29 protein-coding genes are annotated in these 23,244 nt (G+C 72.7%); 15 read left to right on the forward strand and 14 right to left on the reverse strand.

The genetic code is table 11. The features are described 5' to 3' along the window. Positions 1–80 precede the first annotated feature (80 nt). On the forward strand, positions 81–1,373 hold the full coding sequence (locus BJ984_RS01995; protein ID WP_179546603.1) for an MFS transporter: 1,293 nt from the start codon (positions 81–83) through the stop codon (positions 1,371–1,373). 59 nt (positions 1,374–1,432) lie between these two features. Here BJ984_RS01995 and BJ984_RS02000 read toward each other — a convergent pair whose 3' ends face one another. Further along, a complete protein-coding gene (locus BJ984_RS02000; protein WP_179546604.1) occupies positions 1,433–1,759 on the reverse strand; it encodes a hypothetical protein in 327 nt (108 codons plus the stop codon). A 229-nt stretch (positions 1,760–1,988) separates the two neighbouring features. Here BJ984_RS02000 and BJ984_RS02005 point away from each other — a divergent pair, with 229 nt between their 5' ends. The 3 genes from BJ984_RS02005 to BJ984_RS02015 are packed head-to-tail and all read left to right on the forward strand — an operon-like array spanning position 1,989 to position 3,844. Next, entirely contained in the window at positions 1,989–2,459 is a 471-nt protein-coding gene (locus BJ984_RS02005) for a MarR family winged helix-turn-helix transcriptional regulator (protein ID WP_179546605.1), read from the forward strand. 48 nt (positions 2,460–2,507) lie between these two features. Further along, complete coding sequence (locus BJ984_RS02010) at positions 2,508–2,873, forward strand: hypothetical protein (protein WP_179546606.1); 366 nt, start codon at positions 2,508–2,510, stop codon at positions 2,871–2,873. Further along, positions 2,870–3,844 (forward strand): aldo/keto reductase, encoded by a 975-nt coding sequence (locus BJ984_RS02015; RefSeq protein ID WP_179546607.1) that lies wholly within the window; start codon positions 2,870–2,872, stop codon positions 3,842–3,844. Before BJ984_RS02010 ends, BJ984_RS02015 begins: the two co-directional genes overlap by 4 nt. A 123-nt stretch (positions 3,845–3,967) precedes the next feature. Here BJ984_RS02015 and BJ984_RS02020 read toward each other — a convergent pair whose 3' ends face one another. Both BJ984_RS02020 and BJ984_RS02025 read right to left on the reverse strand, forming a co-directional pair. After that, complete coding sequence (locus BJ984_RS02020; protein WP_179546608.1) at positions 3,968–4,132, reverse strand: hypothetical protein; 165 nt, start codon at positions 4,130–4,132, stop codon at positions 3,968–3,970. An 82-nt stretch (positions 4,133–4,214) separates the two neighbouring features. After that, a complete protein-coding gene (locus BJ984_RS02025; protein WP_179546609.1) occupies positions 4,215–4,472 on the reverse strand; it encodes a DUF6458 family protein in 258 nt (85 codons plus the stop codon). Between the two features lie 162 nt (positions 4,473–4,634). Here BJ984_RS02025 and BJ984_RS02030 point away from each other — a divergent pair, with 162 nt between their 5' ends. Next, on the forward strand, positions 4,635–5,300 hold the full coding sequence (locus tag BJ984_RS02030) for an arsenate reductase/protein-tyrosine-phosphatase family protein (protein ID WP_179546610.1): 666 nt from the start codon (positions 4,635–4,637) through the stop codon (positions 5,298–5,300). Between the two features lie 82 nt (positions 5,301–5,382). Next, on the forward strand, positions 5,383–5,670 hold the full coding sequence (locus BJ984_RS02035) for a PadR family transcriptional regulator (protein WP_173182413.1): 288 nt from the start codon (positions 5,383–5,385) through the stop codon (positions 5,668–5,670). Positions 5,671–5,958: 288 nt separating this feature from the next. Here BJ984_RS02035 and BJ984_RS02040 read toward each other — a convergent pair whose 3' ends face one another. The 4 genes from BJ984_RS02040 to BJ984_RS02055 form a co-directional block, all read right to left on the reverse strand. Continuing rightward, positions 5,959–7,188, reverse strand: coding sequence for a glycosyltransferase (locus BJ984_RS02040; protein WP_179546611.1), 1,230 nt, complete (start codon positions 7,186–7,188; stop codon positions 5,959–5,961). Then, positions 7,185–8,009 carry a glycosyltransferase family 2 protein gene (locus tag BJ984_RS02045; protein ID WP_179546612.1) on the reverse strand — a complete coding sequence of 275 codons (825 nt, stop codon included), beginning with the start codon at positions 8,007–8,009 and terminating at the stop codon, positions 7,185–7,187. Before BJ984_RS02045 ends, BJ984_RS02040 begins: the two co-directional genes overlap by 4 nt. Continuing rightward, complete coding sequence (locus BJ984_RS02050; protein ID WP_179546613.1) at positions 8,006–9,100, reverse strand: glycosyltransferase; 1,095 nt, start codon at positions 9,098–9,100, stop codon at positions 8,006–8,008. The genes BJ984_RS02045 and BJ984_RS02050 overlap by 4 nt, the downstream gene beginning before the upstream one ends. 128 nt (positions 9,101–9,228) lie before the next feature. Next, on the reverse strand, positions 9,229–9,870 hold the full coding sequence (locus tag BJ984_RS02055) for a hypothetical protein (protein ID WP_179546614.1): 642 nt from the start codon (positions 9,868–9,870) through the stop codon (positions 9,229–9,231). Between the two features lie 159 nt (positions 9,871–10,029). Between BJ984_RS02055 and BJ984_RS02060 the strand changes: the two genes are divergently transcribed. From BJ984_RS02060 to BJ984_RS02070, 3 genes are read left to right on the forward strand one after another with little or no spacing between them, the layout of a single operon-like run. Beyond that, positions 10,030–11,106 (forward strand): alkene reductase, encoded by a 1,077-nt coding sequence (locus tag BJ984_RS02060; protein ID WP_179546615.1) that lies wholly within the window; start codon positions 10,030–10,032, stop codon positions 11,104–11,106. A 36-nt stretch (positions 11,107–11,142) separates the two neighbouring features. Further along, positions 11,143–12,168 carry a PDDEXK nuclease domain-containing protein gene (locus BJ984_RS02065; protein WP_179546616.1) on the forward strand — a complete coding sequence of 342 codons (1,026 nt, stop codon included), beginning with the start codon at positions 11,143–11,145 and terminating at the stop codon, positions 12,166–12,168. A 47-nt stretch (positions 12,169–12,215) separates the two neighbouring features. Next, positions 12,216–13,193: a DUF808 domain-containing protein gene (locus BJ984_RS02070; protein WP_179546617.1), complete on the forward strand. Its 978-nt coding sequence runs from the start codon at positions 12,216–12,218 to the stop codon at positions 13,191–13,193. Positions 13,194–13,310: 117 nt separating this feature from the next. Here the strand turns inward: BJ984_RS02070 and BJ984_RS02075 are convergent, their stop codons facing one another. Then, positions 13,311–13,586 (reverse strand): helix-turn-helix domain-containing protein, encoded by a 276-nt coding sequence (locus BJ984_RS02075; protein ID WP_179546618.1) that lies wholly within the window; start codon positions 13,584–13,586, stop codon positions 13,311–13,313. A gap of 62 nt (positions 13,587–13,648) precedes the next feature. Between BJ984_RS02075 and map the strand changes: the two genes are divergently transcribed. From map to BJ984_RS02095, 4 genes are all read left to right on the forward strand, one after another. Continuing rightward, the gene (map, locus tag BJ984_RS02080; RefSeq protein ID WP_179546619.1) at positions 13,649–14,416 is read left to right on the forward strand and encodes a type I methionyl aminopeptidase; all 768 of its coding nucleotides are present in this window, start codon (positions 13,649–13,651) and stop codon (positions 14,414–14,416) included. 111 nt (positions 14,417–14,527) lie between these two features. Further along, a complete protein-coding gene (locus tag BJ984_RS02085; protein ID WP_179546620.1) occupies positions 14,528–15,148 on the forward strand; it encodes an LppP/LprE family lipoprotein in 621 nt (206 codons plus the stop codon). Between the two features lie 33 nt (positions 15,149–15,181). Further along, positions 15,182–15,304 carry a helix-turn-helix domain-containing protein gene (locus BJ984_RS18865; RefSeq protein ID WP_271206359.1) on the forward strand — a complete coding sequence of 41 codons (123 nt, stop codon included), beginning with the start codon at positions 15,182–15,184 and terminating at the stop codon, positions 15,302–15,304. After that, complete coding sequence (locus tag BJ984_RS02095; protein ID WP_179546621.1) at positions 15,301–15,699, forward strand: VOC family protein; 399 nt, start codon at positions 15,301–15,303, stop codon at positions 15,697–15,699. The genes BJ984_RS18865 and BJ984_RS02095 overlap by 4 nt, the downstream gene beginning before the upstream one ends. 55 nt (positions 15,700–15,754) lie before the next feature. Here the strand turns inward: BJ984_RS02095 and BJ984_RS02100 are convergent, their stop codons facing one another. Beyond that, a complete protein-coding gene (locus BJ984_RS02100; RefSeq protein WP_179546622.1) occupies positions 15,755–16,747 on the reverse strand; it encodes a zinc-dependent alcohol dehydrogenase in 993 nt (330 codons plus the stop codon). Beyond that, positions 16,744–17,811 carry a 2,3-butanediol dehydrogenase gene (locus BJ984_RS02105; RefSeq protein ID WP_179546623.1) on the reverse strand — a complete coding sequence of 356 codons (1,068 nt, stop codon included), beginning with the start codon at positions 17,809–17,811 and terminating at the stop codon, positions 16,744–16,746. The genes BJ984_RS02100 and BJ984_RS02105 overlap by 4 nt, the downstream gene beginning before the upstream one ends. A 136-nt stretch (positions 17,812–17,947) precedes the next feature. Here BJ984_RS02105 and BJ984_RS02110 point away from each other — a divergent pair, with 136 nt between their 5' ends. Beyond that, entirely contained in the window at positions 17,948–18,394 is a 447-nt protein-coding gene (locus BJ984_RS02110; protein ID WP_179546624.1) for a VOC family protein, read from the forward strand. Here BJ984_RS02110 and BJ984_RS02115 read toward each other — a convergent pair. From BJ984_RS02115 to BJ984_RS02130, 4 genes are read right to left on the reverse strand one after another with little or no spacing between them, the layout of a single operon-like run. Then, positions 18,391–19,104, reverse strand: a complete 714-nt coding sequence (locus BJ984_RS02115) for an alpha/beta hydrolase (protein ID WP_179546625.1) — start codon at positions 19,102–19,104, stop codon at positions 18,391–18,393. The two genes, BJ984_RS02110 and BJ984_RS02115, sit on opposite strands and share 4 nt — an antisense overlap. A gap of 59 nt (positions 19,105–19,163) precedes the next feature. Further along, the gene (locus tag BJ984_RS02120; protein ID WP_271206360.1) at positions 19,164–20,090 is read right to left on the reverse strand and encodes an NAD(P)-dependent oxidoreductase; all 927 of its coding nucleotides are present in this window, start codon (positions 20,088–20,090) and stop codon (positions 19,164–19,166) included. Next, positions 20,087–21,559 (reverse strand): M24 family metallopeptidase, encoded by a 1,473-nt coding sequence (locus tag BJ984_RS02125; protein WP_179546626.1) that lies wholly within the window; start codon positions 21,557–21,559, stop codon positions 20,087–20,089. The genes BJ984_RS02120 and BJ984_RS02125 overlap by 4 nt, the downstream gene beginning before the upstream one ends. Next, positions 21,556–22,344 carry an SDR family NAD(P)-dependent oxidoreductase gene (locus BJ984_RS02130; RefSeq protein WP_179546627.1) on the reverse strand — a complete coding sequence of 263 codons (789 nt, stop codon included), beginning with the start codon at positions 22,342–22,344 and terminating at the stop codon, positions 21,556–21,558. The genes BJ984_RS02125 and BJ984_RS02130 overlap by 4 nt, the downstream gene beginning before the upstream one ends. Between BJ984_RS02130 and BJ984_RS02135 the strand changes: the two genes are divergently transcribed. Beyond that, positions 22,289–23,239: a helix-turn-helix domain-containing protein gene (locus BJ984_RS02135; RefSeq protein ID WP_179546628.1), complete on the forward strand. Its 951-nt coding sequence runs from the start codon at positions 22,289–22,291 to the stop codon at positions 23,237–23,239. The two genes, BJ984_RS02130 and BJ984_RS02135, sit on opposite strands and share 56 nt — an antisense overlap. The last annotated feature ends 5 nt before the right edge of the window (positions 23,240–23,244 follow it).

Below are 23,244 nucleotides of genomic sequence, written 5' to 3' on the forward strand. Positions count from 1 at the left end.
CACCGATCATAGAGCGGATCGATGAGACTCTGCAGGATAATTCGTTAGACACGATGACAACCGAGGAGCATCCTCGAACCATGACCGCACTGCTCTCCGAGCCCCGCACCGCCTCCCAGCCCGTCGTCCCGGCCGCTGCCCCCTCCCCTCGACCCGGGCTGCGCCTCCCGCACGGCGCGGGGTTCTGGGTCACCGCCGTCGCGTTCCTCGTGATGATGGCGTTCAACACGGTGCCGACGCCGCTGTACGCGCTCTACCAGCAGCGCGACGGCTTCCCGACCGTGGTCATCACGCTGATCTTCGCCGCCTACTCCACCGGCGTGATGCTCGCCCTCTACCTCGCGGGCCACCTCAGCGACCGGCTCGGCCGGCGCCGGGTCATCCTCACGGCCGCGGCGATCGAGCTCGTGGCGGCGGTGCTGTTCGTGCTGTGGCCGGATGCCGTCGGTCTGATCGTGGCCCGGTTCGTCGCCGGTCTCGGCATCGGCGTGCTCACGGCCACCGCCACGGCCCACCTCGCCGACCTTCGGCGCATCGCCCGGCCCGGCGCCGGCATCGGCTTCGCCGCCACGATCGCGGGTGTCGCGAACATGGGCGGCCTCGCGCTCGGCCCGCTGATCGGCGGCGTGTTCGCCGAGTGGATCGCCGCGCCGCTCGTGACGCCCTACCTCGTGTTCGCCGCGGCCCTCGTCGCGGTCGGCTTCGCCTACGCCTTCGTGCCCGAGACCGTGACACCGCCCACCGACCGCGCGGCCTACCGGCCGCAGCGGGTGCGCGTGCCGGCCGAGAGCCGCGGCGCCTACTGGGCGGCCGGTCTCGGTGGCTTCGCGGCCTTCGCGATCACCGGGCTGTTCGGCTCGGTGGCCCCGACCTTCCTCGCCCAGCTGCTGCACCAGGGCGACCACTTCGTCGCGGGTGTCGTGTCGTTCTCGGTGTTCGGGGCCGCGGCCCTGGCGCAGATCGTCTTCTCGCGGCTGTCGACCCGGCGTCAGCTGGTGCTCGGCGTCGCCTCGATGGCGGTGGGGCTCGTCGCCCTCGCCGGCGCGGCGCTCGTGTCCGGCCTGGCGGGCGACTCGGCGGCCGTGGTCGCGACCGTGCTGTTCGTCGGCGGCGGCGTGATCGCGGGAGCCGGCGTCGGCCTCGTCTTCCGCGGGGCCCTCGCCACCGCGGGCGCGCTCGCGAGCGGCGGCAACCGCAGCGAGATCACCTCGGGCATCTTCCTGCTGGCGTTCGCCGGGATGACCGTTCCGCCGCTCGCCGTCGGAGCCGCTCTGCTCGTGCTGCCGCTCGTGCCCGTGCTGCTCGGCTTCGTGGCGCTCGTGCTGGCCCTGATCCTCTGGGCGGGGCCGCGGATGATCCGCACCACCCGCTGAGCGGGCGGGACGACCGCCGGCACCGGGTCGCGGAGCGGCGCCCGGTGGTCGGCGGCGTCCTAGGAGTCGCCGCCGACGGCGGGCTCGCCGACGAACTGGTGCGCCTCGGTGGCCAGCTCGACCCAGTTCTGGGTGTCGGCGATGCCGACCCAGCGGCCGGCGACTCCGGCCGGTGCGGCCGAGGGCGCCTCGGCAGGCGTCGCGACGTCACGGCCGAGGAGGTCGTCGGCGCGGTGGGCGGGCAGGGCGACGACCAGCAGCTCGCCGTCGAGGGCGGCGAAGACCGATTCCTTCACCAGGAGGCTCGTGCCCTCGAGGGTCACGTCGTCGTCGGGGTCGGCCAGGAGGGCCCGGGTCACGTCGTCGAAGGCGGCGGGGTTCGTCATCGGAGCATCCGTTTCTCGCGGCCCGGCGAGCACCCGCTCTCGGGTGGGCCGGCGACCGCATCGCCGCCATTGTGCCGCACTTCGGCGCCGGCCGCCGCACCCGCGACGACGCCTCGACCCCGCCGCACCGACGCCGCGACGCGCCGTGCCCGATCGCCGTCGACAGCGTAGGGTGCTCAGGGTCGGGTTCGCGGGCCGGGGCCGTAGGAGAAGGGATCGTATCGCTGAGATGCTGAACGATCACGCCGAGAGGCTCGGCTCGGGCGACGTGCTCGACGCCCTGCAGGAGTACCTGGCGTCCCGCACCGCACTGCGCCGGCTGATCCGTGCCGAGACCGAGCTCTCCGACAGCGCCTGGAACGCGCTGGTCGAGCTGCGCGCGGAGGGCGAGCAGGGCCGCTCGCTCACCCCGAAGGAGCTGGCGTCCCGGCTGCAGCTGCGCAGCGCCTCCATCACCGCCCTCATCGACAAGCTGGTGCGCCTCGGCCACGTCGACCGCACCACGAGCAGCGTCGACCGGCGCGGGCTCTCGCTGAGCATCACCGACTCGGGCATCGAGTTCATCGACCGCCACGACCGGGCACGCGAGCCGGAGCAGGCCGTCGCCGCCCGGCTCGACCCCACGGCGGCCGAGCTGGTGGTGCGGGTGCTCGACGAGCTCAGCTCCGCCGCCGGCCGCTCGTTCTCCGCCGCGGAGTGAGCGGGCATCGCTAGGCTGGGCTGGTCACTCGATCGGGAGGAGTCCTAGGTGCCGTTCCGCAGCAAAGAGGTGCTCGAGTCGTGGCTCGCCGAGTACGGGTCCGAGTCGGGGCCGGCGTCGGGAGCCCACCGCATCGTCGAGTACACCGAGGTCGCCGTGCAGGACGGCAGTGACGGCTCCGACACCGGGCTCGTCGTCATCGCCCTACGGAACGCGACCACCGACGTCTACATGCAGCCGGTCGCGCTGGGCGACCCCCGCTGGGAGGTCACCTTCGCCGCCCGCGACCGCGACCTGGCGCTCAGCACGGAAGACGTCGTCGCCCTCTCCCAGGAGCTCGCCGCCGCCGCCGAGCTCTGCTCCTACCTCGAGCGCCGCTCGCTCGAGCACCTCCAGGCGCTCGAGGGCGCGTGACCGACTCCGCCGCCGCCCCCGGGCCCGGGGAGGCCGGCGGCCTCGCGTCCCGGCTCGGCCTCGGCCTCGCCGCACTCGGCCGCCCCGCGTACATCACCGCCGGGCGGGCCGCCGACCTCGGCCCCGCCGGCGACCGCTCCGTCGACGCCCTGCGCGAGCGCGCGCACTCGCTCCTCGACGCGGCCTGGTTCCTCGGCATCCGCTACCTCGACGCCGCGCGCTCGTACGGCCGAGCGGAGGAGTTCCTCGGCTCGTGGCTCGCCGCGCATCCGGGCCGCCGGGACGAGCTCACGATCGGCTCGAAGTGGGGCTACGAGTACGTGGGCGACTGGCGGGTCGACGCCCACGTGCACGAGCGCAAGGAGCACAGCCGACGGATGCTCGACCGCCAGTGGCCCGAGACGCTCGACGCCCTCGGCACCGCCCCCGACGTGTACCTCGTGCACTCGGTCACGCCCGACAGCCCCGCCCTGACCGACCCGGCCCTGCTCGACGGGCTCCGCGAGATCGCGGCCGAGGGTGTTCGGATCGGCCTCTCGACGAGCGGCCCCGCCCAGGGCGAGCTGATCGAGCGCGCCCTGGCGCTCGAGGACTCCCCGTTCTCGGCCGTGCAGGCCACCTGGAACCTGCTCGAGCCCTCGGCCGCCCCGGCCCTCGAGGCGGCGAACGACGCCCGCTGGCTCGTCGTGGTGAAGGAGGTGCTGGCGAACGGCCGGCTGAGCGCGGCGGAGGGCTCAGCCGAGGCGCTCGCCCTCGCCGAGACCGACGGCCAGCCGCTGGAGGGCCTGGCGGTCGGGGCGGCGGTCGCGCATCCGTGGGCCGACATCGTGCTGAGCGGCGCGGTCACCCGGGCCCAGCTGCGGGCGAACACGCGGGCGCGGGTGCCCGGCCTCGGCGAGGAGCGGCTGGCGGCACTGGCCGAGCCGGCCGCCGGATACTGGGCGGCCCGGTCGGCACGCGCCTGGGCCTGACCCTCGGACGGTCCGCCCACTCTCCCGGGAACGCCGGAGGCCGGCTCCGTGGGGCGGAGCCGGCCTTCGAGGTGGTGCACCCGTTGCCCGGGTGCGACGGACGTGCTCGGCGCGCCGGTCGGATCAGACGCGACGGTTGCCGGTGAGGAACCGCACCAGGAACACGATGATGGCGAGCACCAGCAGGATCGCGCCGACGTACAGCAGGAAGTTCAGCGACGAGACGAATCCGCCCGTGAAGAGCAGGATGACGGCGATGACGGCGATGATGATGACGAGGATGTTCACGAGTTCTCCTTTGTAGGGGTGAGGGCCGCAGGATCACGGCCTCGTTTTCGACGCCTCGTGGGCGTACGGGGTGGTGCCGACGTCAGACGAGCGGGTCGCTGTCCGTCGTGCGGCGGGTGACCTGCTCGCCGCTGGCCGGGTCGACGGCCGAACGGGTGGTGGACACCGACGAGCGCCGGCGCAGCATGAGCACGAGGCTGATCAGGAACACGACGACGCCGGCCCCCATCAGGATGTAGCCGATCAGGGCCAGGTTGACGAACCCGCCGAGATCGACGTTGACCGCGAAGGCCAGGATGGCCCCGATGACGAACAGCGCGATACCGGTTCCGATACCCATGAAGTGGTCCTTTCGTCCGCGCCCGGGGGCACGATGGTGGAGAACGAAGCGCTCCTGGCAATCGTCTGACTGTCGCTCGCGCGCCGTTCTGAGTCCTGCCTACCATGATTGGGTCAGCAGCGATTGACTCAATGGAAGTTGTTTTAAGCGATGACCGAAGCGATGACCGATCTGAAGCGGCGGGCCGCGGTCTTCGCGGCGCTCTCCGATCCCACGCGGCTGTGGATCGTCGACCTCCTCGTGCTGGGCGACCTGTCGTCCACCGAGATCCAGTCCGCGCTCGGCGTCCCCTCCAATCTCGTCGCCCATCACGTGCGCGTGCTCGAGAAGACGGGCATCCTCACCCGCACCCGCTCGGAGTTCGACGGGCGGCGCACCTACCTGCACCTCGTGCAGACGGCATTCGACTCGCTGATGCCCGGGCTCCTCACGCTCGGCGGCCGGGTGGTCTTCGTCTGCACGGCGAACTCGGCCCGCTCGCAGCTCGCCGAGGCGGTCTGGCGCACCGTCAGTGCCATTCCCGCGGTTTCCGCCGGCATGCGGCCGGCCACTTCGGTGAACCCCGGTGCGGTGGCGGCGGCTCGGCGGCACGGGCTGGCGATCGACCCCGACACCGTGCCGCGGCACGTCGACGACGTGGTCGGCGACGGGGACTTCGTGATCAGCGTCTGCGACGCGGCGCACGAGCAGCTGCACGGCTCCGACGACCTGCACTGGTCGCTGCCCGATCCGGCCGCCGACGGCAGCGACTCGGCCTTCGACCGCACCGTGCGCTCCCTGCGCGAGCGCGTCGGCGCCCTCGTCACCCGGCTGGCCCCCGCGGCGTGAGCCGGCACGATCTCCGCGATCGGGGTGACGGATGCGCGGCGACTCGTTGTGGCCGACGGCAGCGCCTCGCTACATTGGGCGCATGCAACCGCTGCAGCGAGTGACCGCTCCGACCGTCGACGTGCTGACGGCGATGCTCGGCGGCACCGAGCCCATCTGGGGTCTGCGCATCGTGAAGGAGTCGGGCCGGCCCTCGGGCACGGTCTACCCGATCCTCGACCGGCTGGAGCGCCAGGGCTGGATCAGGTCGACCTGGGAGGAGCTCGGCAGCCGGGAGAGCCCGCCGCGCCGGCTGTACGAGTTCACCGACGAGGGCGAGGCCGCGGCCCGCGAGATCCGGGACGCGTTCCTCGCGAAGCACCGCGGCTGAGAACAGAGGCCGAGCCCCGTCTCGGTGGTCGGCTCCCCCGGTTGGGAGTCGCAGTCCCACGGCTTCTGCACTAGCTTCTGCACTGTGTCCACCGATCCGCCGCGCACCGAGCTCGCGCCCTGGCTGCGGCGGATGGACGTGTCCGACCAGATCTTCCTGACCGGCACCGTGCTCGTGCTGCGCGAGATCCGGTCCCGGCGCGCGGACGACCTGCCGGTCGCCTTCGACGAGCGCCGGCTGTGCACCGCTCCGACGCCCGACGAGGCCGCGCGCTACGCGGCCGGGATCTCAGCCGCCTATCGCGATCAGCCGGCCCTCGCCGCCCCCGACGGAGTCGACGAGCACTGGCGCATCAGCAGCATGACGGGAGCGATCGCCGCGCGCATCCGCTCGGCGTACCCGCCCCTGGACTGAGGCCACCCCGTCGCGGCGGCGCTCGAGCAGCCGCTCCAGCTCGGCCTCGTAGGCGTCGATCATGCCGCCGAGCGAGAACCGCCCGGCCTGGGCGCGCGCGACGGCGGGGTCGACCGCGGCGGCGGTGCGGATGGCCGCGGCGAGCGAGACGGGCCGGTCGTCGACGGCCACCGCGCCGGCCGCCTCCCGCACCAGCCCGAGCACGGAGCCCGCACCCGGCGCGACGAGCTCGGGCACGGCACCGTGCGGCAGCGTCGCGACCGGCGTACCCGAGGCGAGCGCCTCGACGACCGAGAGGCCGAACGGCTCCTCCCAGACCGGGCTCGCGACGAAGACCGATCCGGCGGCGTAGAAGGCGGGCAGGGCGTCGTGGCCGAGGTGGCCGACGTACTCGACGTCGTCGCCGAGCAGGGGCTCGATCTCCTCCGCGAAGTAGCGGGGGTCGGCGACCGGGCCGGCCACGCGCATCCGGAAGCCCGCCTCGCGCGCCGCGGGGATGGCGATGTGCAGACCCTTCTCGGGCGTGATGCGGGCGGCCCAGACGGCCAGGCGCTCCTCGCGGGGTACATCGACGCGCCAGCGCTCGAGCGGGATGCCGTTCGGGATGCTCAGCACTCCCGGGAGGCGCGGCGCCCAGGCGCGGGCGTTCCGCGGCGAGACGGCGACGTAGGAGTGCAGGGGCGACGGCGACCAGCCCGGGGCGTCGAGCAGGGCGTTCACGTCGTCGAGGGTCGGCGGGGTGTGCAGCACGGTCATCATCGGGCGGTCGCGCAGGGCGCGGTAGGGCAGGCTGCTGAGGGAGTTGTTGATGACGACGTCCCAGTCACCGGCGGCGATCAGGTCGAGGCTGTGCTGGCTGGCCTCGGCGAGGAAGCCCGCCTGCTGGCGGCGCACCAGCGGGGTGGCGGCGAAGACGAACTCGAAGTCGCTCGGCACGAGCGGGTGCAGGGCGGCCGAGGTGCGGGAGCCCTCCTTGGCGAAGAGGGTCACGTCGTGGCCGCGGCGCACCAGTTCGTCGGCGAGCATCGCCGTGTGGGCCTCGGTTCCGCCCTGGAACGGCTCGGCGATGGGGTGGTGCAGGTGACAGAGGATGGCGATTCTCATGCGGCGTCCGTTCTGAGGTCGGGGCGGCGGGCGTAGCGGTCGGTGTCCGGGTCGTGGGCGACGAGGCCGAGCTCGGCGAAGGCGTCGAGCCAGCCGCGCATCGGCACGACGCCCCACTTGGCGGCGAAGCGGTCGGCGTTCCGCAGGATGTCGTCGAGGTGCTCGATGGGCGGGTCGCTCACCGGATGGTGCTGATGGTCGGCCTCGGCGCCCCCGACGAAGAGCAGCTCGACCCCGGCGGCGCGGGCGGCGAAGCCGAAGTCGGTGTCCTCGCCGCCGTAGCCGCGGTAGCCGTCGTCGAAGCCGCCGATGCGCTGCCAGGTCGCCGGGGTGCAGGCGAACGACAGCGACCAGAACAGCTCGTGGGGGGCGGGTTCCCGGATGCCCGGCAGCGGCCTCGGGCGGAAGCCGTGCACCGTCCCGAGCGCCTCGAAGGTCTCGGGGCGGGCGTAGTCGACGCCCTCCGGGAGGTAGGCGACCGACCCCGTGAGCAGCGCGTCGGGCCGCTCGCGGGCGGCGTCGGCGTACGCATCGAGGAGTCGCGGGCGGGGCAGGCAGTCGACGTCGAGGAAGACGAGCAGCTCGGCGCCGGCGGCGATCGCGGCCTCGGCCCCGGCATTGCGGGCGGCCGCGAGCGGGAGCGCGCCGTCGGCCCGCACCCGGAGCACGGTCGCGTCGGCGGCGCTCGGCGTCTGGATCGGCGCGTCGTCCATGGCCACGACGACCCGGACGACGTCGGCCCGCTGCTGCCGGCGGAGCCACTCCTCCTGGCGGGAGAGATGGAGGCGGCGACCCGCCACCGCGGTGATCAGCGCGATCACGCGGCGACACCGCTGCGCTCGGCCCCGGCCGCGGCGGCGGCACCGAGCCGCTGCAGCAGGTCGGCGATGCGGGACGCGGCGCCTCCGTCGTTCCAGAGCCGCCAGGCGGCGCCGTCGAGGGCGGCGGCGGCGCGGTGGGCGGTGGCCCAGTCCGTGCGGGCGAGGTCGGCCGGGGCGACCACGAGGCACGGCAGCTGCGCCCTGGTCAGCGCCTCGGCGAGGTGCTCCTGCTCGGCGTGGGGGCGGGCATCCGGAACCAGGATCGCGGGGCGGCGGGCGGCGGCGATCTCCGCCACCGCGTTCGAGCCGCAGTGCGAGAGCACGAGGGGGGCGGCGCGAAGGGCGGCCCAGACCTCGGCCGGGCCGGCGTTGCGGAGGTGGCGAACCGGGTGCCCCGCCGCCTCGAGGCCGGCGGCGGCGAGGTCGAGCGGGTCGGCGCCACGGCCGCCGGCGCCGTGCAGCACGAGCACCTCGGGGGCGGTGGGGCGGGCCGTCGCGGGGTCGCCGGCCGCGGGGCGGTCGGCCGCCGGGTCGGAGGCGAAGCGGCTCAGGGCGCCGACCCGGTGCAGGCGGTCGGGGGGCACGGAGCCGGCCGTCGGTCCGATTCCCTCGGGCCAGGGGGCGATCACGGCGTCGGAGAGTTCGTAGGCGAGGCGGTGCGCCGGGTCGTCGCGGAGGCCCGGGAGGGTGAAGCTCACCACCGGGACGCCGAGCAGGCGCACGAACGCGGCGATCTCGGCGGAGACGTCGACGACGAAGAGCTGCGGGCGGGTCTCGGCGACCCACGCGGCGATGGCGGCGAGACGCTCGGTGTGACCCGGGGAGTCGGTGGGGGCCCAGTGCAGTCGGCCGTGGGCGGTGCGGCCGCCGCCGGCGGGCTCCCGGGCCGCACCGGAGTCGCCGCTGAGCGGGGTCGAGTCGAGTGGCAGGCGCACCGTGCGGGCGTGCGGGGACGCCACGGGGCCGGCCGCGGAGGTGAACACGGTGACCTCGGCGTCGAGCAGGGGAATCACCGAGCCGGCCGTCATCCGGTGGCCCGCCCCGCGGTGGTGCACGTACCATCCGATGCGGAGGGGGCGCGGGGTCGACACAGGGATGGCGTTCCTTCCGGGAGTGGGACCGAGCTGGTCCTCTTCCCCGTCTACACGCTTTCGGGCGCAATGGAAGGGGCTTGCCGCTTCCACCCGTTCAGGGCATGATCGAGCGCCCTCGCGGGGCACTAGACGGGCACGCTGATGTCCTCGAGCAGGGCAGGCAGCGTGCGCTGCACGTACGGCGAGGAATGGAAGTCGGCGGCGTCGGCGCCGGTCAGCAGCCAGGTCTCGAACGCGCGCTCATAGGTGTCGAGGATCACCCGCACCGATCGCACGGGGGAGCTCGCGAAGCGCCGGCCGAGCTTCGCCATCAGATCGGCGTGCACGTCGACCAAGGCGTCGAGGAAGAGCTTCTCGGCCTTCAGAACCGCGCTGCCGCCGTCACTGCGGCGCAGTGCCCGCGCCCGCCGGTCGGCGCGGATCAGCATGCCGTCGCGGTCGAGCGGCCAGGAGTCGGCGAGCGCCACCGCGGCCTCGGCGAAGGCCGCCGGGCCGCCCTGGGTCACGGCGGCCTCACTCGGCTCGAAGGCGGCGACCCCGCCGCGCAGCCTCGCGGCGCAGTCCTCGACCAGCCCGTCGGTGACGGCGTCGAGGAACGCGTCGTCGTCGGGGAACAGGGCCCGGAACGAGTGCGGGTGCACGCCGACCTGCCGGCAGATGTCGTCGATCAGCTGGGGCGTCACCCCGCCGGACTCGGCGAGCGGGACCCGGGCCGCGGTCGCCAGCCGCGCCATCACGGCCTGCCGCTGAATCTCGATCCTGCTCACGGTCACCCTCCGTCGTCAGCCTACCGGCGAGCCCAGGTGGGAAAGCCCTGAACGCCGGAATCGCCCGACAGGAAGGACGGTTCGGGTGAGGGGCGCGGGAGCGCCCTGCGACGCTGCGGACGGGCATCCGCTCGACCGTGAACCACCCGAAAGGCCCTCATGAAGCTGTTCACCCCTCTCACCGCCGGCGATCTGGAGCTGCCCAATCGCGTCGTGATGGCGCCGATGACGCGACTGCGGGCCGACGAGCACGGCGTGCCCACCGCACTGATCGCGGAGCACTACGCGCAGCGGGCGAGCATGGGGCTGATCATCAGCGAGGGCGTCTACCCGAGCGCCGAGTCGCGGGCCTACCCGGGGCAGCCCGGCATCGTCACCGACGAGCAGCAGGAGGGCTGGCGACGCGTGGCCGACGCCGTGCACGAGGCCGGCGGGCGCATCGTGATGCAGCTGATGAACGGGGGCCGCGTCACGAACACGGCGATCACGGGCACTCAGCGGATCGTGGCGCCGAGCGCCGTCGCGATCGACGGGGAGACCCACGGGCCCGACGGGTCGAAGGCGCCGTACGGGCTGCCGCACGCGCTGACCACCGCCGAGCTCGACACGGTCAAGGCCGAGTTCGTCGACGCCGCCCGCCGCGCGGTCGACGCCGGGTTCGACGGTGTGGAGCTGCACGCGGCCAACGGGTACCTGCTGCACGAGTTCCTCTCGCCGGCCTCGAACGTGCGCACCGACGCCTACGGCGGGTCGCCGGCGGCCCGGGCCGCGTTCGTGATCGAGGTGGCGTCCGCCGTGGCGTCCGAGGTCGGGGCCGGGCGGGTGGGCATCCGCATCTCTCCCTCGCACAACATCCAGGACGTGCTCGAGACCGACGCCGACGACGTGCGCGCCACCTACACGGCGCTCGTCACGGGCGTCGCGCCGCTCGAGCTCGCGTACCTGAGCATTCTGCACGGCTCGCCCTCCGACGAGCTCGTGCAGTCGCTGCGCGCGGCCTTCGGTGGCGTCTTCGTGGTGAACAGCGGATTCTCGGAGATGACCTCGCGCGACGAGGCCCACGCGCTGGTGTCCGACGACCTGGCCGACGCCGTGGCGGTCGGCCGCGCCGCGATCGCGAACCCCGACCTCGTGGAGCGCTGGCGCGGCGCCCACCCCGAGAACGCCCCCGACCAGGCCACCGTCTACGCCTCGGGCGCTGCCGGCTACACCGACTACCCCCGCCTCACCGCCTGACCCGTCTCGGTGCCGTCGGCCCGGTAACATGACGATATGTCAGAAGTTCGGGTCGGCGGATACGCCGACGCTCTGCTCGCTCTGAAGCGGCGCGTCCACGAGGCGCGCTACGAGGTGCAGCGGCACGCGAACACTGCGATGGTGCTGCTCTACTGGGACATCGGCGCGGTGCTCGCGGAACGAGCCGCGAACGCCGACTGGGGCAGCAAGGTCGTCGAGCGGCTGGCTCGCGACCTGAGCGCCGAGTTCCCCGAGGCCAAGGGGTTCTCCCACCGGAATCTGCGCTACATGCGGTCGTTCGCCGAAGCCTGGCCCGACCGGGCCTCAATTGTGCAACGCTCCGTTGCACAATTGCCCTGGGGCCACATTATCGAGCTCCTGACCCAGTTGACGGGGCCCGACGATCGCGACTGGTACGCCGATCGCGACCTTGAGCACGGCTGGACGAGGTCGGTTCTGGCCCATCAGATCTCGACCCGGCTCCGCGACCGAGAGGGGGCCTCTCCGTCCAACTTCGCCACCTCCCTCGAACCCTCGGACTCCGAGCTCGCGCAGCAGATCACGAAGGATCCCTTCACCCTCGGCTTTCTCGCCATCGACGTCGACACCAGCGAGCGGCAGCTCGAAGACCGCCTCGTGGAGCGGATCATCGACACCCTTCGGGAACTCGGCCCGGGGTTCTCCTTCGTCGGGCGACAGGTGCACTTCGAGATCGACGGCGACGACTTCTACGTCGATCTGCTCTTCTTCCACGTCCAGCAGCTGCGCTACGTCGTCGTCGAGCTCAAGACGACGAAGTTCGACCCACGGCATGCCGGCCAGCTCGGGTTCTACGTCGCACTCGTCGACGATCGACTGCGCGACCCGGGCAAGCACCAGCCGACGGTGGGCATGCTGCTCGTGAGGGAGAAGAACGAGACCGTGGTGCGGTACGCCCTCGCCGGGGCGAGCCAGCCCCTCGCAGTGTCGCGGTATGAGCTAGCGCCCGGCGTGCAGGCCTCGCTGCCGAGTGAGGATGCCCTGGTGCGGATCGCAGAGGCCGACAGCGGGCGGAGCCGGTAGCGTGGGGGGCGGCGCCGCCGTGGGGCGGGGCCGGCGAGGAGGGGTCGATGTCGGTCGGGTTGCTGGCGGTGGTCGACGACATACTGACGGCTGCGCTGAAGGCGAGTGCGAAGACCGCGGGGGTCGTCATCGACGACGCCGCCGTCACGCCGCAGTACGTGCAGGGGCTGACGCCCGCACGCGAGCTGCCCGTGGTGTGGAGGATCGCGCTCGGCAGCCTCGTCAACAAGTTCGTGATCATCATCCCGATCGCGCTGCTGCTGTCGGCGTTCGCGCCGTTCGTGCTGCCGTTCCTCCTGATCATCGGCGGCACGTACCTCTGCTTCGAGGGCGCCGAGAAGGTGCTCGAGTGGTTCGGTCTGCATCACGACGCCGGCGAGACCGAGGCCCGCGACGAGAAGAAGCTGGTGTTCGGGGCGATCCGCACCGACCTCATCCTGAGCACCGAGATCATGCTGATCGCGCTCGACAGCCTCGACCCGGCTCTCGGCATCTGGATGACCCTCGGCGCCCTCGCGGTGATCGGCCTCGGCATGACGGCCCTGGTCTACGGCGCGGTGGCGCTGCTGGTGAAGATCGACGACGTCGGGCTGCGGCTGATGAAGAACCCGTCGCGGGGTGTGCGGCGCACGGGGGCGCGCATCGTGGCGTCGATGCCGGCGGTGTTCCGCGTGATCAGCATCGTGGGCACGGTCGCGATGCTCTGGGTCGGCGGGCACCTCGTGATCGAGAACCTCGCCGAGGCGTTCTGGCACGGGCCGCACGACGTCGTGCACGCGATCACCCACTCGATCGAGGCGGCCGGGCCGGTCGTCGTCTGGATCGTCGAGACCGCCCTCTCGGCCGTCTTCGGCCTGATCCTCGGACTGGTCGTGGTGGGCGTCGTGATGCTCGTGCGCCGCGTGCTCCCCGGGGGCTCGAAAGGCCACGGCGCTGGTGGCCACGGCGACGCCGGGCACGGCGCGATCGCGGGCGCGCAGGACTCGCACGCCGGCGCGGAACGGCCCGGCATGCGCCGACCGTAGTCGATCCGGTGGCGGGTGCCCGCGCATCCGTCGCCGACCTCGTCGTGGTTCAGGATGCGCGGGGCAGCCGTCAGGACACCAGCCTCGTCGCGGTTACCGATGCGCGGGGCGGAGGCGTCACGACGCCAGGGAGCGCGAGGGCTGCTCGACGTGGGGCGAGATCTCGGTCCAGACCTCGTCGAGCGAGAGGCCCAGCACGCCCGCGATCGACGCGATCGTCGAGAACGCCGGCGTCGCGACGCGGCCGGACTCGATCTTGCGCAGGGTCTCGGGCGAGACCCCGGCGTCGAGCGCCGTCTCGAGCAGCGGCCGGTCGCCGCGCGCCCGGCGCAGCAGCGCGCCGAGCCGGCGCCCGCGCTCGAGCTCGGCGGGAGTGAGGGGGAGCCGGACCATGCGTCGAGTCTACCGACCGACCGGGATAGTATTACCGGGATAGTTATTGGAATGAGGGATTAATGATCGAGATACTGAGTGCACGCGAGCTGCCGCGGGCCCGGGCGGCCGGGGCGCTGGTGGGGAGCATCCTGCGCGAGCTGAGAGGGCGGGCATCCGTCGGCACCAGCCTGCTCGAGATCGACGCCTGGGCGCGCGAGCTGATCCTCGAGGCCGGCGCGGAGTCCTGCTACGTCGACTACGCGCCCTCGTTCGGCAGCGGCCCGTTCGGGCACTGGATCTGCACCTCGGTGAACGACGCCGTGCTGCACGGCATGCCCTCGGCACACGTCCTGGCTGACGGCGACCTCCTGACGCTCGATCTCGCCGTCTCGCTCGACGGGGTCGTGGCCGACTCGGCCGTCAGCTTCCTGGTCGGCGAGGCGCGTCCGGCCGAGAGCGTCGCTCTGATCGAGGCGACCGAGCGGGCCCTCGCCGCCGGGATCGCCGCCTCCGTGCCCGGCGCCCGCATCGGCGACCTCTCGCACGCGATCGGCACCGTGCTCACCGAGGCCGGCTACCCCGTGAACACCGAGTTCGGCGGCCACGGCGTCGGCTCGACCATGCATCAGGACCCGCACGTCTCCAACACCGGCCGCCCCGGCCGCGGCTACCGGCTGCGCCCCGGCCTGCTGCTCGCCCTCGAACCCTGGGCGATGATCGGCACCGACCGCCTGGTCACCGACCCCGACGGCTGGACCCTCCGAAGCGCCACCGGCAGCCGCACCGCCCACAGCGAGCACACCATCGCGATCACCGGGGCCGGCCCCGAGATCCTCACCCTCCCCTGACCGACCCCCTGGCCGCGCGGCGCCGCACGGCGACCGCCGACCGCCCTGCGGAGAACCGCCGAATGCCGCAGCGGCCTCGACGCCACGGGCGAAGCGGAGCAGGCTGGGGTGATGGCACCCACGACGAGAACCATCACGGCCGCGACGACCGGGCGGGCGGTGCGCCGGGCGGGCTGGCTCCCGGTGGTGGTGCTGGCGGTGGCCGCGACCGCCGGATGCTCGGCCGGCACCGCGAGCACCGGTGCGGCGTCTCCGACCTCCGCCGCGCCGTCCCCGTCCGCACCCGCACCCAGCCCCACTCCGACGCCCGCACCGACGGCCGAACCCGCGGCGTGCGGCCAGGAGGCCGCCGCCTCGGGCATCGCCGCACTGCCCGCCCCCGCCGGTCTCGAGGGCATTCCCTGGGACGCGGCGAACGCCGACTACAGCGGTTACGACCCCTGCGCCGCCCTCTCCTGGTCGCTCGTCACCCTCGAGTACGCCACGGTCAGCTCACCCACGGCGGTGCTCCTGTTCCACGACGGCAGCTACCTCGGCACGGCGACCTCCGAGGCCTACGGCTTCACCCCCACGGTCGAGCGCACGGCCGACGACGCGATCGCCGTCACCTACCGCTTCCTCCAGGGCTCCGAGTCCAACGCCGAGGCCTCGGGCCGCGCCACCGCCACCCTCACCTGGAACGCGGCGACCAGCTCCGTCGACCTCACGGGCGACCTCCCGCCGACGAACTGACCGTCGCGCCAGGCCGTCTCGCAGCACCTCGACGTGCTCGAACAGGCCGGTCTCGTGCGCACCGAGCGTCGGGGCCGCTACAAATTGCACACCATCGACACGTCACCGCTGACGCAGATCGCCGAGCGGTGGCCCGACCGGAAGGCACCCTCGTGAAGATCCAGACCATGAGCATCTTCGTCGACGACCAGCAGCGGGCGCTCGACTTCTACACCGGCGCGCTCGGCTTCGCCGTTTCCGCCGACGTGCCGCTCGGCGACCACCGCTGGCTCACCGTCGTCGACCCCGATCGCCCCGACGGCACACAGCTCTCCCTCGAACCCAAGGGTCATCCGGCGGTGGCGCCGTTCACCGAGGCACTGGCCGCCGACGGGATCCCCTTCTGCCAGTTCGGGGTGGATGACGTTCAGGCCGAGTACGAGCGACTGACGGCACTCGGCGTGACGTTCACGCAGCCGCCCACCGACTTCGGCCCGGTGATCGTCGCCGTGCTCGACGACACCTGCGGCAACCTGATCCAGCTGGCGCAGCCGACCGGAGCCCCTGCCTGACCCAGAAGCGAGAGGGCCCAGGCCGAGGGCGCGGCCTGGGCCACAGCCACGGGGCCTAGGCCGACGGAGCCACCGGCGCCGGCGCCGAGAGTTCCACGTGGGCCTTGATCACGCCGCGCTGGGCGCGAGCGGTGGCCACCGCATCCGTCGCCTCGTCGATGCCGTAGACGTGGGTGATCAGGGGCGACAGGTCGATGCCCGAGCTCGCCAGGAAGCGGAGGGTCTGCGGCCAGACACCGGGCGAACCGATCGACCCGGTGATGGTGAGCTCCTTCGACTGGATCAGCCCGAGCGGCGCCGGCGCCGAGCGCCCCACGTCGATGCCGATGTAGGCGATCCGCCCGCGGAAGGCGGCCAGCTCGAGCGCCGTCGCCATCACCTCGGGCCGGCCCGAGCACTCCACCACGACGTCGGCGCCCCGCGAGCCCGAGAGCCGGTCGAGGGTGGCCGCCGCGTCGTCAGGATGCACGGCCTCGACGGCCCCGAGCGCGACCGCGACCGCGCGGCGCTCCTCCGAGGGCTCGACGACGATCGTCGTGGCCCCGAGGGCGGCCGCGGCGGCGGTCACCGCGAGGCCGATCGGGCCGGCGCCGAGCACGACGAGCACATCGCTGCCGTTCACGTTGCCCACCCGCATCAGCGCGTAGTACGCCACGCTGAACGGCTCGACGAGGGCGCCGGCCGCCCAGGACAGCTCGGAGGGAAGGCGGTGCAGCCAGGCGGGCTTGGCCACGAAGTACTCGGCCGCGGCGCCGGAGATCGAGAAGCCGAAGTGGTCGTCGCCGATCACGCACTCCCCCACGACCCGGTCGCCGACCTCGAACTCGGTGACGGCCGAGCCGACCGCGGCCACCTCGCCCGACCACTCGTGACCCGGGATCACCGGGTACTCGAACGGGATGATGTACCGGCCCTCGAGCAGCTCGATGTCGGAGTGGCAGACGCCGACGCGGCGGGAGGCGATCAGCACCTCGTCGGCGGCGATGGCGGGGACGTCGAGGTCGCGCACGGCGGCGCTGTCCTCCTCGACGAACTGCAGGGCCTTCATCGGCTTCCCTTTCCGGCCTGGATCAGCACCTTCACCTGGTCGCCGCGGGGCGACAGCAGCGTCTCGAAGCCCTGCACGACGTCGTCCATCTGCACCTGCGCGGTGACGACCTTCTCGACGGGGTAGCGCCCGCGGGCGATCAGGTCGATGATCCGCGGCCAGTCGGTGACGGGGTAGCACCAGGTGCCGGCGAGCGTGATGTCGTGCTCGGAGAGCACCATCGGGTCGATCGAGGCCGCCTTGGTGTGCAGTCCGGTCTGCGAGATGCGGCCGGCCGAGCGCACCGAGGCGAGGGCGGCCTGCAGGGCGCGCTCGTTGCCGGAGCACTCCACCACGGCGTCGACGCCGACGCCGTCGGTGCGGTCCTTGAGGTAGGCGGGCACGTCGAGCGAAGTGGGATCGAGAACCTCGCCCACGTCGAGGGCGCGGGCGAGTTCGGCGCGGTACGGGTTGACCTCGGAGATGAAGACGGAGGCGCCGAGGGCCGAGGAGTAGAGGGCGGCGAGGGCGCCGATGGGCCCCGCTCCGGTGATCAGCACGGTGTCGCCGGGGCGCACCTGCGCGGTGTCGACGCCGTAGGCCGCGACGGCGCCGGGTTCGACGAGCGCGCCCTGCAGGTCGGTCACCGCATCCGGGAGCACGCTGACGTGGGTCGCCGGCACGACGGCGAGCTCGGCGATGCCGCCCCAGGCGAAGCTCAGGCCGATGCAGGCCATGCGCTGGCAGAGGTGGTTGAGGGCGCGGCGGCAGTAGTAGCAGGTGCCGCAGGAGAGCAGGGGCATCACCGAGACGCGGTCGCCCGCCCGCACGTTCGTGACGCCGGCGCCGACCTCGACGACCTCGGCCGAGAACTCGTGGCCGAGGATCTGCGGGGCGGTGGCCCCCGTGAGCGCGTGCGGCGTGGCCGGGATGACGATCGGGCCCATCGCGTACTCGTGCAGGTCGGTGCCGCAGACTCCGCACCAGAAGGGGCGGAGGAGCACCTCACCGGGGCCGGCGCCGTTCGGCTCGGCCACCTCTTCGACCCGGATGTCCTGTGCGGCGTGGAAGACGGCTGCCCGCATCCTCAGCTCCTTTGCGTCGTCGGAAAGTTCATCATCACTGTACACACCGGGGGCGAAGTTGCGCCAACCGCTAGCGATGCAGGCCTCTGTTAAGCGAGGCTGTTCAGTGACACTACCCGAAACAGAGGAGTCGACGATGACCTTCGTCCTGGACGGCGTGCACCACGTCGGCATCACGGTTCGCGATCTCGAGGCGTCCCGCGCCTGGTACAGCGACATGTTCGGCCTGACCCCCGGGCCGGTGAACCACGGGGCGGGGCCCGAGCTCGCCCGGGGCGTGCAGGTTCCGGATGCACGGCTGACCTTCTCGATGCTCACCGTCGGCTCGACCCGGATCGAGTTCCTCGAGTACCAAGAGCCCGTGGGCGAAGAATTCGACCGGCGCAACTGCGACGTCGGGGCCGCCCACGTCTGCTTCGAGGTCGATGATCTCGACGTGGCGGTCGAGGAGCTCACGGCCAAGGGCGCCGTGTTCAGCAGCCCGCCGAACACCATCGACGAGGGGCCGCTCGCCGGGTCGCGATGGGCGTACTTCCGCGACCCCGACGGCATCCAGCTCGAGCTCTGGCAGTCGCCCCGCTAGACCCCCGGCACCCCGGAGAGCGGCAGCGCCTCGACGGCGTCGACGACGAGGTCGGGGCGGGTGAGGAACGGGTGGTGGCCGGTCGGCAGCTCGAGCGTGCGGGTCGCGCGCGCCGCGTGCGCGCGCTGCAGGGCGGGCGTGGTGCTGCGGTCGTCGGCGCAGACGAGGTAGGTGGAGTCGACGCCCTGCCAGCCTGCCCCGGTGGTGGGGGTGACGAACGACTCGGCGTGCTGGCTCGTGATGCGCGCGAAGGCGTCGCGCCGCAGTCCGCGATCGCCGTCCTGGAGGAACCGGGCGCCGAAGGCCGCCTCGTCGTAGCCGCTGAGCGTCAGGGTGCCGTCGCCGCCATCCGCGATGGCCGCCGGGTCGGGCTCGTCGGCGAGGATCGCCGCCTGCGTCGTGCCCACCTCCGGCAGGTAGGACGAGATCAGCACGAGGTGCGCGATCGCGGGGTGGCGTCCGGCCTCGGCGATGACGGTGCCGCCGTAGGAGTGGCCGACCACGACGGCGTGCTCGACGTCGTCGAGGGCGCGGCGCAGGGCGGCCGCATCCGCCACCAGCCCGCGCGCATCGTCGGGCACCTCGCCGCAGGAGGGCAGCGCGAGCGCCCGGCTCCGGATGCCCGTCCGCTCCTCGAGGAGGCCCGCCGTCGGCCGCCACCACCACTCGCCGTCGCGCACCAGGGCGCCGTGCACGAAGATCAGGTCCATGCCCTGACGCTAGCGCGGCCGGATGCTCCTGGGGAGGCGCTCTGCCGTGAGCAGAACGCCTAGGCGACCGGGCGCGCGCGCCGCCGGGTGACCTCGGCGATCGAGGCCCAGTCGAGCTCGGCCTGCCCGTCGTCGAGGGCCTTCTCGAAGACCCCCCGCAGGGCGCTCTCCGAGGGGAACGAGACACCGGATGCGCGGGCCGCGTCGAGCGCGAGCATCAAGTCCTTGAACCCGAGCTCGGTGGTGAAACCGGCCGGCGTGTAGCTGCCGCGGGCGATCGCTCCGCCGTAGCCCGAGTAGACGACCCCGGGGAACAGGCTGTCCCCGAGCAGCTCGACGAACATCCCGGTGTCGACGTCGCGGGCCTCGAGCAGGGTGATCGACTCGGCGAGCGCCTGCAGCGCATGGATGATCAGGTAGTTGACGCCGATCTTCACCACGTTGGCCTGGCTCGGGTCGTCGCCGATCGGCCAGACGCGCCGGCCGAGCGCCTCGAGAACGGGGCGGGCCCGCTCGACGTCGGCGGGGTCGCCGGCCGCGAGCACGGTGAGCGCACCCGAGCCCGCCGCCGGTGGGCGGCCGAGCACGGGGGCCGCGACGTAGGCGACGCCGGCCGCCGCGTGACGCTCGCGGAGGCGGGTGGCCGCCGCCGCGCCGACGGTGGCCATGTTCACGTGCAGGGCGCCGTCCGGTGCGGAGGCCAGCGTCTCGTCGTCGAAGAGGTCGAAGACGACCGACTCGTTCGAGAGCATCGAGAACACCGTGCCGACGGCCAGCGCCTCGCCCACGGTGGCGGCCTCGACCGCGCCCCGGGACACGAGGTCGGCGACCGCATCCGGAGACCTGTTCCAGACGACCACCTCGTAGCCCTGCTCGAGCAGCCGCCCGGCCATGGCCGAGCCCATCGAGCCCAGCCCGACGAACCCGACCGGCCCGGCCGACGACCCGGCCGCGCCGCTCGCGGCCGAAGCGGTCGCGTCGCTCACGCCCCCGGCTCCCCGCGCCCGGCCGCCGTGTTCAGGTGCGACTGCGAGTCGCGCAGCGTCGGGAGGCTGCCGCCCACGGTGAAGTACCGCTTGCCGGCCACGAGCAGGTCCTCGGCGGGGAACTTGGTGATCACCTGGCACCCGTCGGCGGTCACGATGACCTCCTCCTCGATGCGCGCGGCACCCCACCCGTCGGCCGCCGGCCAATAGGTCTCGAGGGCGAAGACCATGCCCTCCTTCAGCTCCTCGGGGTGCTCCAGCGAGACCAGGCGCGAGAAGATCGGCTTCTCCCAGATCGACAGGCCCACGCCGTGCCCGTACTGCAGGGCGAACGCGGCCTCCTCGTCGGGGAAGCCGAACTCCTGCGCCGTCGGCCACACCTTCACGATGTCGGCGGTGGTCGCGCCCGGCCGCACCAGGGCGATCGCGCGGTCCATGTACTCCCGGGCGCGCTTGTAGGCGTCACGCTGAGCCGACGAGGCCGAGCCCACCGCGAAGGTGCGGTAGTAGCAGGTGCGGTAGCCGTTGAAGCTGTGCAGGATGTCGAAGAAGGCCGGGTCGCCGGGCCGGATGAGCCGGTCGGAGAACACGTGCGGGTGCGGCGAGCAGCGCTCGCCCGAGATGGCGTTGACGCCCTCGACGTACTCCGAGCCGAGATCGTAGAGCTTCTTCGAGACGAGCCCGACGGCCTCGTTCTCGCGCACGCCCGGCCGCAGGAACTCGTACAGGTCCTCGTAGGCCGCATCCACCATCGAGGCCGCCTGGGTGAGCAGGCCGATCTCGTCGGCGGTCTTGATGCGGCGGGCCTCCATGAACAGCTGCTGGCCGTCGACCACGCGGATGCCCTGCTTCTGCAGCGCGAAGAGCACGGGCAGCTCGATCACGTCCACTCCGAGCGGCTGGTCGGCCACCCCGAACTTCTCGAGCTCGCGCTTGATCTTGGACGCGACCCGGTCGGCGATCTCGGCGTCCGGGCTGAACGCGCCGCGGAGGGTCGAGATGCCGGCTCGCGAGCCGCTCTCGGCGCGCGGTCGCACCGCGCCGTGGTGGGGGGCGTGCGGATCGGCGTCGGCCTCGGCCGTCGTGGTGTCGAGCCACGGGTTGAACAGCCCGTGGTGCTTCGCCGCCGAGCCGAAGTCCCACATGATCGGGTCGGTGTTGCGGGTGAGCAGGCTGAAGCGGATCAGCTTGTCCATCGCCCAGGTGCCGATGTGGGTCGAGGTCATGTAGCGGATGTTCGAGAAGTCGAACGCGAGCACCGCCCCCAGCTCGCTCCGGGCGAGCTCCGCCTTCAGCCGCGCCAGGCGCTCGCTGCGCAGTCGGTCGAAGTCGATGCGCTGCTCCCAGTCGACCGCGTTGGTGCCGCGAGTGGCGGTGGGGATGGTCGCGTAGCCGCCGGCCGGCGGCTGCAGCGGGGACCGGGCGCCGCTGTCGGTTCCGGCGTGGGTGCCGTCGAGCTGTGTGGTCATACGAGGACCATCCCTCCATCGATCATGATCACCTGGGCGGTGAGGTAGTCGGAGTCGGACGACGCCAGGTAGAGCGCCGTTCCGACGATGTCGTCGACGGTGGCCGTGCGGCCGCGGATGATGCCCGCGGCGAACTCGTCCATGGCCCCGCCGGCCGTCTTGGTCTCGCCGATGGCGAGCAGGTCCTCGTCGAGCTTCACCCAGAGCGGGGTGTCGACGACCCCCGGGGCGAAGGCGTTGACGGTGATGTCGTGCTCGGCCAGCGCCTTGGCGGCCGACTGCGTGAGCGAGATGACGGCGGCCTTGGCCGCGGAGTACGGGGCGAACGCCGGGAACCCCTGGCGTCCGGCCATCGAGGTGGTGTTGACGATCTTGCCGCAGACGCCCTGCGCGATCATCTGCCTGGCGGCCTCCTGGGTGCCGATCAGCACGCCGAGGGCGTTGACCTCCATGATCGAGCGCCAGTTCTCCTCGGTCACGTCGAGGAACTTCATCGGCGCGTTGAAGCCGGCGTTGTTGAACCAGACGTCGAGCCGGCCGAACTCGGCGACCGTGCGTTCGACGACGCTCCGCACCTCGTCCCGCTTCGACACGTCCGCTCGCACACCCGCGGCCGCGAAGCCGTCGTCGCGCAGCGACTGGGCGGTGGCCTCGGCCGCCTCGCCGTTCAGGTCGGCGATGACGACGGATGCGCCCTCCGACGCCAGGGCGCGGGCGATACCCCGTCCCATGCCGCTGCCGGCTCCGGTGACCACCGCCACGGTGCCCGATACACGATTCGCCATTGATTCGTCCCCTTCGGTGTTCAGTCTAGCTTGTCACAGTGTTCACCATAGCAACACACTTTCTCCGGCCGTCCAGCGAAACCGCTCGTCGCCGCGCGGGCTGGTCGTATACTCTTGCTGCACAAGTCCGCGAGCGAGGAGTGCGACCATCACTGACGACATCGGCCCCCGCCTCCGCGCGGCGCGCATCTCCCAAGGGCTCAGCCTCCGCAGCGTCGCCACGGCCCTCGGGGTGTCGGCGAGCCTGATCTCGCAGGTCGAGACCGGCAAGACGCAACCGTCGGTGAGCACGCTCTACGCGCTCGTCAACCACCTCGGCATGTCGTTCGACGACCTCATGGCGGGCAGCGCCCGCGGCTCGGCCCCGGTTCCGGCGGCCTCCGCCGGCTCGTCCGCGCCCGTCGCGGTCGACGCTCCGGCGTCACTCCCGCTGAACGTCGAGCAGCTCGGCAGCTCGGTCCCGCCGCTGCAGCGCGGCACCGACAACCCGGTGCTCGAGATGGAGAACGGTGTGCGCTGGGAGCGTCTCGCCGCGAGCCGCGAGGGCGCGGTCGATCCGCTGCTCGTCACCTACGAGCCGGGGGCGTCGAGCTCGATCGAGGGCCGCATGATGCGGCACAGCGGCGTCGAGTACGCCTACCTGCTCTCGGGTGAGCTCACGGTGAAGCTCGACTTCGACACTTTCGTGCTGCGGGCGGGCGACTCGCTCAGCTTCGACTCGGTGCGACCGCACCTCTACCTCAACGAGGGCTCGGTGCCCGCGAAGGGCCTCTGGTTCGTGGTGGGTCGCCGGGAGTTCTCGCAGGAGATGGCGCCGTCGGGCCAGCCCGAGCGCGCCGGCGAGAACCTCGCCTCGGCCGTCGACGTGCTGCAGGCGATGGACCGCCTGGCCTGACGCCG

Origin of the sequence: Herbiconiux flava, assembly GCF_013409865.1 — a bacterium.
GTDB classification, from domain to species: domain Bacteria; phylum Actinomycetota; class Actinomycetes; order Actinomycetales; family Microbacteriaceae; genus Herbiconiux; species Herbiconiux flava.

Coding starts and splice junctions, on each gene's coding strand:
- BJ984_RS02085 (WP_179546620.1), top strand. CDS start 14,528: ATGGCACCCACGACGAGAACCATCACGGCCGCGACGACCGGGCGGGCG.
- BJ984_RS02065 (WP_179546616.1), top strand. CDS start 11,143: ATGTCAGAAGTTCGGGTCGGCGGATACGCCGACGCTCTGCTCGCTCTG.
- BJ984_RS01995 (WP_179546603.1), top strand. CDS start 81: ATGACCGCACTGCTCTCCGAGCCCCGCACCGCCTCCCAGCCCGTCGTC.
- BJ984_RS02070 (WP_179546617.1), top strand. CDS start 12,216: ATGTCGGTCGGGTTGCTGGCGGTGGTCGACGACATACTGACGGCTGCG.
- BJ984_RS02000 (WP_179546604.1), bottom strand. CDS start 1,759: ATGACGAACCCCGCCGCCTTCGACGACGTGACCCGGGCCCTCCTGGCC.
- BJ984_RS02110 (WP_179546624.1), top strand. CDS start 17,948: ATGACCTTCGTCCTGGACGGCGTGCACCACGTCGGCATCACGGTTCGC.
- BJ984_RS02115 (WP_179546625.1), bottom strand. CDS start 19,104: ATGGACCTGATCTTCGTGCACGGCGCCCTGGTGCGCGACGGCGAGTGG.
- BJ984_RS02105 (WP_179546623.1), bottom strand. CDS start 17,811: ATGCGGGCAGCCGTCTTCCACGCCGCACAGGACATCCGGGTCGAAGAG.
- BJ984_RS02075 (WP_179546618.1), bottom strand. CDS start 13,586: ATGGTCCGGCTCCCCCTCACTCCCGCCGAGCTCGAGCGCGGGCGCCGG.
- BJ984_RS02135 (WP_179546628.1), top strand. CDS start 22,289: ATGCCGCTGCCGGCTCCGGTGACCACCGCCACGGTGCCCGATACACGA.
- BJ984_RS02040 (WP_179546611.1), bottom strand. CDS start 7,188: ATGAGAATCGCCATCCTCTGTCACCTGCACCACCCCATCGCCGAGCCG.
- BJ984_RS02060 (WP_179546615.1), top strand. CDS start 10,030: ATGAAGCTGTTCACCCCTCTCACCGCCGGCGATCTGGAGCTGCCCAAT.
- BJ984_RS02005 (WP_179546605.1), top strand. CDS start 1,989: ATGCTGAACGATCACGCCGAGAGGCTCGGCTCGGGCGACGTGCTCGAC.
- BJ984_RS02025 (WP_179546609.1), bottom strand. CDS start 4,472: ATGGGTATCGGAACCGGTATCGCGCTGTTCGTCATCGGGGCCATCCTG.
- BJ984_RS02130 (WP_179546627.1), bottom strand. CDS start 22,344: ATGGCGAATCGTGTATCGGGCACCGTGGCGGTGGTCACCGGAGCCGGC.
- BJ984_RS02035 (WP_173182413.1), top strand. CDS start 5,383: ATGCAACCGCTGCAGCGAGTGACCGCTCCGACCGTCGACGTGCTGACG.
- BJ984_RS02030 (WP_179546610.1), top strand. CDS start 4,635: ATGACCGATCTGAAGCGGCGGGCCGCGGTCTTCGCGGCGCTCTCCGAT.
- BJ984_RS02125 (WP_179546626.1), bottom strand. CDS start 21,559: ATGACCACACAGCTCGACGGCACCCACGCCGGAACCGACAGCGGCGCC.
- BJ984_RS02100 (WP_179546622.1), bottom strand. CDS start 16,747: ATGAAGGCCCTGCAGTTCGTCGAGGAGGACAGCGCCGCCGTGCGCGAC.
- map (WP_179546619.1), top strand. CDS start 13,649: ATGATCGAGATACTGAGTGCACGCGAGCTGCCGCGGGCCCGGGCGGCC.